The 7,303-nt window shown below is 74.6% G+C and carries 7 protein-coding genes and 1 pseudogene; 3 read left to right on the plus strand and 5 right to left on the minus strand.

Going from position 1 to position 7,303, the window contains the following annotated elements; all coding sequences use genetic code 11:
• The coding region (locus ACOJUF_RS10595; RefSeq protein ID WP_420121816.1) for a UvrD-helicase domain-containing protein at positions 1-366 on the minus strand (366 nt) is incomplete at its 3' end.
• A gap of 349 nt (positions 367-715) precedes the next feature.
• Here ACOJUF_RS10595 and ACOJUF_RS10600 point away from each other — a divergent pair.
• Entirely contained in the window at positions 716-1,093 is a 378-nt protein-coding gene (locus ACOJUF_RS10600) for a chorismate mutase (RefSeq protein WP_420121817.1), read from the plus strand.
• 206 nt (positions 1,094-1,299) lie between these two features.
• Here the strand turns inward: ACOJUF_RS10600 and ACOJUF_RS10605 are convergent, their stop codons facing one another.
• Both ACOJUF_RS10605 and ACOJUF_RS10610 read right to left on the minus strand, forming a co-directional pair.
• On the minus strand, positions 1,300-1,959 hold the full coding sequence (locus ACOJUF_RS10605; RefSeq protein WP_420121818.1) for a response regulator: 660 nt from the start codon (positions 1,957-1,959) through the stop codon (positions 1,300-1,302).
• Positions 1,956-3,443 (minus strand): PspC domain-containing protein, encoded by a 1,488-nt coding sequence (locus tag ACOJUF_RS10610; RefSeq protein WP_420121819.1) that lies wholly within the window; start codon positions 3,441-3,443, stop codon positions 1,956-1,958. The genes ACOJUF_RS10605 and ACOJUF_RS10610 overlap by 4 nt, the downstream gene beginning before the upstream one ends.
• Positions 3,444-3,700: 257 nt before the next feature.
• On the opposite strand from ACOJUF_RS10610, the gene ACOJUF_RS10615 reads away from it, so the two are divergent.
• Positions 3,701-5,101, plus strand: coding sequence for a PspC domain-containing protein (locus ACOJUF_RS10615; RefSeq protein ID WP_420121820.1), 1,401 nt, complete (start codon positions 3,701-3,703; stop codon positions 5,099-5,101).
• Positions 5,094-5,315, plus strand: a complete 222-nt coding sequence (locus tag ACOJUF_RS10620) for a hypothetical protein (protein WP_420121821.1) — start codon at positions 5,094-5,096, stop codon at positions 5,313-5,315. The genes ACOJUF_RS10615 and ACOJUF_RS10620 overlap by 8 nt, the downstream gene beginning before the upstream one ends.
• A 137-nt stretch (positions 5,316-5,452) precedes the next feature.
• Here the strand turns inward: ACOJUF_RS10620 and ACOJUF_RS10625 are convergent, their stop codons facing one another.
• Together ACOJUF_RS10625 and ACOJUF_RS10630 are read right to left on the minus strand one after the other, a co-directional pair.
• Positions 5,453-6,715 (minus strand): multidrug effflux MFS transporter, encoded by a 1,263-nt coding sequence (locus tag ACOJUF_RS10625; protein WP_420121822.1) that lies wholly within the window; start codon positions 6,713-6,715, stop codon positions 5,453-5,455.
• A pseudogene (locus ACOJUF_RS10630) lies at positions 6,712-7,303 on the minus strand (GMP synthase (glutamine-hydrolyzing)); the annotation flags it as partial. The pseudogene ACOJUF_RS10630 and the gene ACOJUF_RS10625, both read right to left, overlap by 4 nt.

A 7,303-nucleotide genomic window follows, 5' to 3' on the forward strand; every position in this document is an offset into this window, starting at 1 on the left:
GTGGAACGTCGACACCCACATCGACCGCGCGCGCCCACCGACCAGGTCGAACACCCGGTCCTTCATCTCGCGGGCGGCCTTGTTGGTGAACGTGATGGCCAGGATCTCGCCGGGCTGCGCGCCGCCGACCGCCAGCAGGTACGCGATCCGCCGGGTCAGCACCCGGGTCTTGCCGGACCCGGCGCCGGCGACCACCAGCAGCGGGGCGCCGCGGTGCTCGACGGCCGCCTGCTGCGGCGGATTGAGACCCTCCAGCAGCTCGGCGGCGCGCTCGCGGGCCCGCTCCGCCCGCTGCCGCGCGAGCTCGGCCGGCGACGGCCCGGGCTCGGCCAGGCCGAAGGTGGGGAGATCGAAAAGACTCGTCATGACGGTGCTCACGCTACCCGCCGGGCCTGACACTCCCGGGTCACCGCGCGGGCACCGGACTCGATCACCTGTTCGGCTCACCCCGGTCAAGTTGATCATGAATGCCTCGGCGGCCGGGCACCGCCTGCGGGACGCTGGCGCGGGCGCCGGGGGGTGTGGTCTACTGGGGCCATGTCCAGCCTGGCCGACTCCCGACGCGCGCCCGCGCGGCCGGAGTTTTTTTATGGGTACCGGATCCCGGTGCCCGTCCGAGGCTGAGCCACCCGCCCACGACGACGCCCCGAGGTCCGCGAGACCCGGGGCGTTTTTCGTGTCCCGGACTCGCGACCGGGGGCCGAGGAGGATCATCATGACCACTGCCCTGACCGCCCCGCAGCCCACCGCCCCGACCCTTCCGGTGCACCTGCGGACCCGATCGACCATCACGGAGCCGGACATCGACGCCAGCGGAACGCCCGAGGAAGTGCCCGTCCCGGAGAGTCAGGAGGGGATCGATGAGCTCCGGCTGGAGATCGATGACATCGACGCCAAGCTCGTCGAGCTGATCCTGCGCCGGACCGCGATCTCGCACGCCATCGGCACCGCGCGCAAGAGCCTGGGCGGACCGAAGATCGTCTACAGCCGGGAGATGGCCGTGCTGGAGCGTTTCCGCGCCCTCGGGCCGGCCGGCACCGACCTGGGCATGATGCTGCTGGCCATGGGTCGGGGCAAGCTCGGCCGCAAGTAGGCCGCAGGTAGGTCGCCAACGGATCGACCCGAGGCCGGGATCGAGCAGGGCGTCCGGGTGCGGGACCGGGATCCCGGCCGGCCGGTCCGTCCGGTGCCCGACCCCGCGCGGCCGAAGTCGGCGACTCGCGTCCCACCCGTCACATCGGCGCTGGCGTCGTCCGCGCCGGCGCAGTTGATCCGCGCGGGCCGGCTCGCCGGACCGGGTCAGACCAGGCGGCGGTCCGAAGCCCAGCGCGAGAGCTCGTAACGGTTGGACTTCTGGGTCTTGCGCAGCACGCTGGACACGTGGGTCTCCACGGTCTTGATGGAGATGAACAGCTGCGCGGCGATCTCCTTGTAGGCGTAGCCGCGGGCCAGCAGCTTGAGCACCTCCCGCTCGCGCGGCGACAGCAGGTCCAGCTCCGGATCGCTCACCGGGGCCGGACCGCCGCGATCGGAGAACGCGTCCAGCACGAAGCCGGCCAGCCGGGGCGAGAACACCGCGTCGCCGGCCGAGACCCGGACGATGGCGTCGGCCAGTTCCCGTCCGGAGATCGTCTTGGTGACGTAGCCGCGCGCGCCCGCCCGGATGACGGCGATGACGTCCTCGGCCGCGTCGGAGACCGACAACGCCAGGAACACCACGTCGGGCAGGCCGGCGTGGACCTGCTCCAGCACCGCGCGACCACCGCCGTCGGGCATGTGCACGTCCAGCAGGACGACGTCGGGCGGGTTCGAGGTGATCCGGACGACCGCCTCCCCCACCGAGCCGGCCTCGCCGACGACCGCGATCCGGTCGTCCCCCAGACCGGCCAGTTCGGCCTTGACCCCGGTGCGGAACAGGGCGTGGTCGTCGACCACGAACACGGTGACCGGCTGCGTCATGCTGGTGCGTCCCCTTGCTGTCTGCTCCCGGCGGCGGCCGGCTCCGGGCCGGCGTCGCGGACCGGCACGCTCAGTTCGATCTCCGTACCGTTGCCCGGCGACGAGCGGACCGAAGCGGTGCCGCCGTGCCGTTCCATCCGGCCGAGGACGGACTCCGCGAGCCCGCGCCGGTCCGATCCCACCACGGCGGGGTCGAACCCGACGCCGCGGTCCCGGACGAAGACGCTGGCGGTGCCGTCCTCGATCTCGGCGTAGACGCTGATCTCCTCGACCTGCGCGTGCTTGGCCGCGTTGACCATGGCCTCGCGGGCCGCCGCGACCAGCGCGTTGAGGTGCTGATCCATCGGTGCGTCGCCGACGATCACCGGCGTCACCGCCACGTTGTAGGTGTCCTCCACCTCGCCGGCCGCCTCGGCCAGGCCGGCCGCGAACGTCTGGTCCACCGGCGCGGCCGGCTCGCCCGGGGTCGCCGCCCCGTACCCGGCGGCGTACCCGGCCGGCCCGTACAGCCAGGTGCGCAGCTGCCGTTCCTGGCTGCGGGCCAGCCGCTGCACCTCCTTGCTGTCGCCGGCCTGTCGCTGGATCAGCGCCAGCGTCTGCAGCACCGAGTCGTGCAGGTGGGCCGCGATCTCGGCCCGCTCCTTCTCCCGGATCCGGCCCTGCCGCTCGTCACCGAGGTCGCGGACCAGACGCACCCACCACGGAATGGTGATGACGGCGACGCCGACCAGGGTCAGCACGACGGCCAGCAACGCCGACCGGACGGCACTGAAATCGGACTGGCCGAGGGCGAAGACCGACAGTCCGCCGACGACCAGCACGCAGCCGCCGACCAGCCGCAGCCAGGCCCCGCGGGACGGCCCGACGATGCCGGCCGCGGACCGCCGCCACCGGGCCCGCCGCGCGTCGTCGGCCTCGCGCCAGATGAAGGCCGCGCCGATGGCGGCCAGGCCGAGCGGGCCGAGGACGCCGCCCAGGGTGTCGCCCAGCCCCATCGCCGCGGCGACGATGAGGATGGCCACGCCGACGGCGGCGATGCCCAACGCCTGCCGGCGCTCCTGCGGGCTGGCCGGCCGGGGTGCGGGTGCGTCGGCGGACGCCTGGGGAACGAAGATCCAGAGCAGCCCGTAGGCGAGGATGCCCGCGCCCGCCATCAGCGCGAGCAGCACGAAGGCCACCCGCACCCAGAGCACGCCGACGCCGAGGTGGTCGGCGATGCCGCCGGCCACGCCACCCAGCACCCGGTAGTCGCGGCGCCGGGTCAGCTTCGGGATGCCGTCGGCGGTCCGGTCCCCCGCGCGCTCGGCCGCACGATCGGCGGCCCGCCGTTCGGCCGGATCGGGCCGGTCGGCCGGATCGGGCCGGTCGGGGGCGGTGGGCGGCACGACGCCGGGCGCCGCCGGCCCGCCGGACGGGCCGGTCACGGTGCGGACACCCGGATCGGACCCGGGTCCGGCCGGCCGGGGTGGCAGCGGCCCGGGCATGGCAGAACCGTCCGGGGACGGCCCGGGCACGACCGGGATCGGCGCCGTCGGACGGGCGTCGGGTTCGGCGACGTCCGGAGCGGCCCCACCCGGCGGCGGGGTCGCCCCGGACCGGTGGATGCGGTGCCGCGCGGACAACTTCACCTCTCCAGAGTCACACGGAACGGGCCCCGGCGGTATGCGGGTTCACCCTGGAAGCGCGAACCAGGGTCATCCCCGATGGTGCCGGACGGGTCCAGGGGCGCACTGTTCACATCATGAGTACGCATCAGGAACAGCCCACCGGGACCGGCGCCCCCGGCGGAGACTGGTGGTCGCGGCGCCCCCGGCGGTCCGGTGCCGACCGCAAGATCGCCGGCGTCGCCGGCGGGCTGGGTCGCACCTTCGGCGTCGATCCGGTCCTGATCCGGGTGGCGTTCGTCGTGCTGACGATCTTCGGCGGCTTCGGTCTGACCCTGTACGTGCTCGGCTGGCTGCTGCTGCCGGCCGACGGCGACGAGGTGTCCCCGGGCGAGGCGCTGCTGGGGCGGGGCCGGTCGGCCACGCCGCCGGTGCTGGCGGTCGGCCTGGCCGTCGTCGCGGCCATCTCGATCATGTCGATGTTCTCCTGGGGCCTGCCGTTCTGGCCGCTGGTCATCGCCGGCGTGGTCGTGGTGCTGGTCGCCCGCAACAAGGGCCGCTCGTGCACCAGGCACACCGCGCACGGCGGGACGCCGTGGGTGGACCAGTGGGCGGCGAAGGCGACCGAGACCGGCCGGTCCTGGGGCGAGCAGGCGGAGCAGTGGGTCGCCCGTCAGCCCTGGTCCGGCACGTCCGGCGAGCGCCCGCCGGGTCAGCAGCAACAGGCACCGTCGCCGTTCGAGCAGCCGGCGTTCTGGGACGAGCAGCGTCCGGCCGCGGCCGACCCGACGCGGGTCAACCTGCGCAAGGACGCCCCGGCCGGACCGGCCGAGCCGCCCGCCCCGCCGGCCCCGCCGGCCTGGGACCCGCTGGGCGTCGCCCCGTTCGCCTGGGACCTGCCCGAGCCGGCCGCGGCACCGGCCCCGCCGGCCCCGCGGGACCGGAACGTCATCGGCCGGATCACTCTTGGCATGGTGCTGCTGGTCGGTGGGCTGGCCGCGGTCGGCAGCCTGCAGGGCTGGTGGGCGCTGTCCTGGGCCGGCGTGGCCGCGGTCGCGCTGACGATCGTCGCGGTGGGCCTGCTGATCGCGTCGCTGCGCGGCCAGGGCCGGTCGCTGATCGGTCCGGGCATCTTCCTGTCGCTGGTGACCCTGGCCCTGACGATCACCGGGATCAACGGCACCACCGGTTACGGGCAGCAGACCTGGGCCCCGACCACGGTGGCCGCGGCGACCCAGGACTTCGAGCTGAACGGCGGTCAGGGCACGCTCGACCTGCGCCAGCTCGACCTGCGGGCCGGCCAGACGGTGGACACCGAGCTGACGGTGCGGGCCGGGCAGGCCACCGTGATCGTGCCCAGCGAGACCGCAGTGAACCTGACCTGCACGGCCAACGCCGGGGAGATCGACTGCCTGGGCGAGCGCCAGGACGGGCTGCACCAGGAGATCACCACCAGCCAGGACGGATCGTCGGACAACGGCACCATCAACCTGACGGTGCACGTCGGCGCGGGCCAGGCGACGGTGCGCCATGGCTGACGGCACGCGGGCGACGGCCCGCCGGCGCGGGGTGAACTGGATCGGGCTGATCTTCTCGCTGATCTTCCTGTCGGTCGCGTCCGCCGGGTTCTCCGGGGACCCGTGGTGGCTGCTCAACACTGCGACGAAGTGGGTGCTCGCCGGGGTGGTCGCGGCGATCGGCATCGGGTTGCTCGTCACGGCCCTGCCCGGGCGAGGCCGCCAGCGCAGCTGACCGCACGCTCCGGTGCACCGGCCAGGAGCCACCAACGGCCCCGCCACCCGCCGGCGGGGCCGTTCGGCGTCCGGGACGGAACGCAGTGCGGCGCCCGCGCGCCTTGGGCGCCGCCGCGGGTTCGGTCGGAGGCCCGGTCAGCCGGAGGCCACGGTCCGGTCCGGCCCGGGTCCGCGGCCCAGGACCGGCCGGGCGGCCAGCAGGGCCAGCGTCCCGAGGCCGGTCGCGGCCAGCGCGACCACGGCCAGCGCCGCCCCCGAAGCCGGGTCGCCCAGCCCGACCAGCGGGGCGGTGACCGCGCCGAGCGCGAACTGGGTCAGCCCGAGCAGCGCGGAGGCCGAGCCGGCGATCAGGCGGTGCCGGTCCATCGCGATCGCCGACGCGTGGGGCAGCGCGAAGCCGACCGCCGACACCATGACGAACAGGGCGGCCAGCACCATCGGCAGACCCCAGCCGGCGGCGACGGTGACCGCCAGCAGCACCGCCCCCACCAGGCCCTGCAGCACGCCGACGGTGAGCAGGGTCAGGGACGTGGTCCGGCGCAGCAGGAGCCGCCCGAGCTGGGTCGCCGCGACGATGCCCAGCGCGTTGAGCGCGAAGCAGGCGCTGAACCACTGCGCGGACAGGCCGAACCGGTCCTGCAGCACGAACGGCGAGGCCGAGATGTAGCCGAACATCGCCGCGGTCACCAGCGACCCGGCCAGCACGCAGCCCACGTACCCGCGGTCCCGGGCCAGGGCCGCGAACGCGGTCCGGGTGGCCCGTAGCCCCCCGGCCGACCGCCGGTCCGGCGGCAGGCTCTCGCGGACGATCACCAGCGAGAGCACCAGCAGCACCACCCCGATGCCGGCCAGGACCCAGAACACCGTCCGCCAGGTGCCCACCCGCAGCACCTGCCCGCCGATCACCGGGGCCAGGATCGGCGCCAGCCCGTTGATCGAGGCGACGGCGGAGAAGAACGCGGCCGCGGCCTTGCCGGTGAACAGGTCGGCGATGACCGCCCGCCCGATGACGATGCCGGCGGCCCCGGCGGCCCCCTGCACCAGCCGCAGACCGATGAGCGCGGTCATCGAGGTGGTGACGGCGCACAGGGCCGAGGCGAGAACGAAGATCGCGACGCCGACCAGCAGCGGCCGCCGCCGGCCCAGCCGGTCGGACAACGGCCCGGTGACCAGCTGGCCGACCGCCAGCCCGACGATGCAGGCGGACAGGGTCAGCTGCGCCGCCGACGACGTCGAGTTCAGCTCGCCCGGCAGCTCCGGCAACGCCGGCAGGTACATGTCCAGGCACAGCGGCCCGAACGCCGACAGCGCGCCCAGCGCGACGATCAACCAGACCCGCGCCCGGCCGCCGGCCGGACCGGACCCGCCGCCGGGGCCGGGGGGATCGGCCGGGGTCACTCCCACTCGATGGTGCCCGGGGGCTTGCTCGTGACGTCGAGCACCACCCGGTTCACCTCCGGCACCTCGCCGGTGATGCGGTTGGAGATCCGGGCGATCAGGTCGTAGGGCAGGCGGGACCAGTCCGCCGTCATCGCGTCCTCGCTGGACACCGGGCGCAGCACGATCGGATGCCCGTAGGTCCGGCCGTCGCCCTGCACGCCGACCGAGCGGACGTCGGCCAGCAGGACCACCGGGCACTGCCAGATCTGCTCGTCGACCCCGGCCGCGGTCATCTCCTCGCGGACGATGGCGTCGGCGGCGCGGAGCACCTCGAGCCGCTGGGCGTCGACCGCGCCGATGATCCGGATGCCCAGCCCCGGCCCCGGGAACGGGTGCCGCTTGACCATGGCCGGCGGCAGGCCCAGCTCGGCACCCAGGGCCCGCACCTCGTCCTTGAACAGCGCCCGCAGCGGCTCGACCAGCTGGAACTGCAGGTCCTCGGGCAGCCCGCCGACGTTGTGGTGGGACTTGATGGTGGCCGTGCCGGTGCCGCCGCCGGATTCGACGACGTCCGGGTACAGGGTGCCCTGGACCAGGAACTTCACC

The organism is Nakamurella sp., from assembly GCF_048594475.1.
In the GTDB taxonomy this organism is placed as follows: Bacteria; Actinomycetota; Actinomycetes; order Mycobacteriales; family Nakamurellaceae; genus Nakamurella.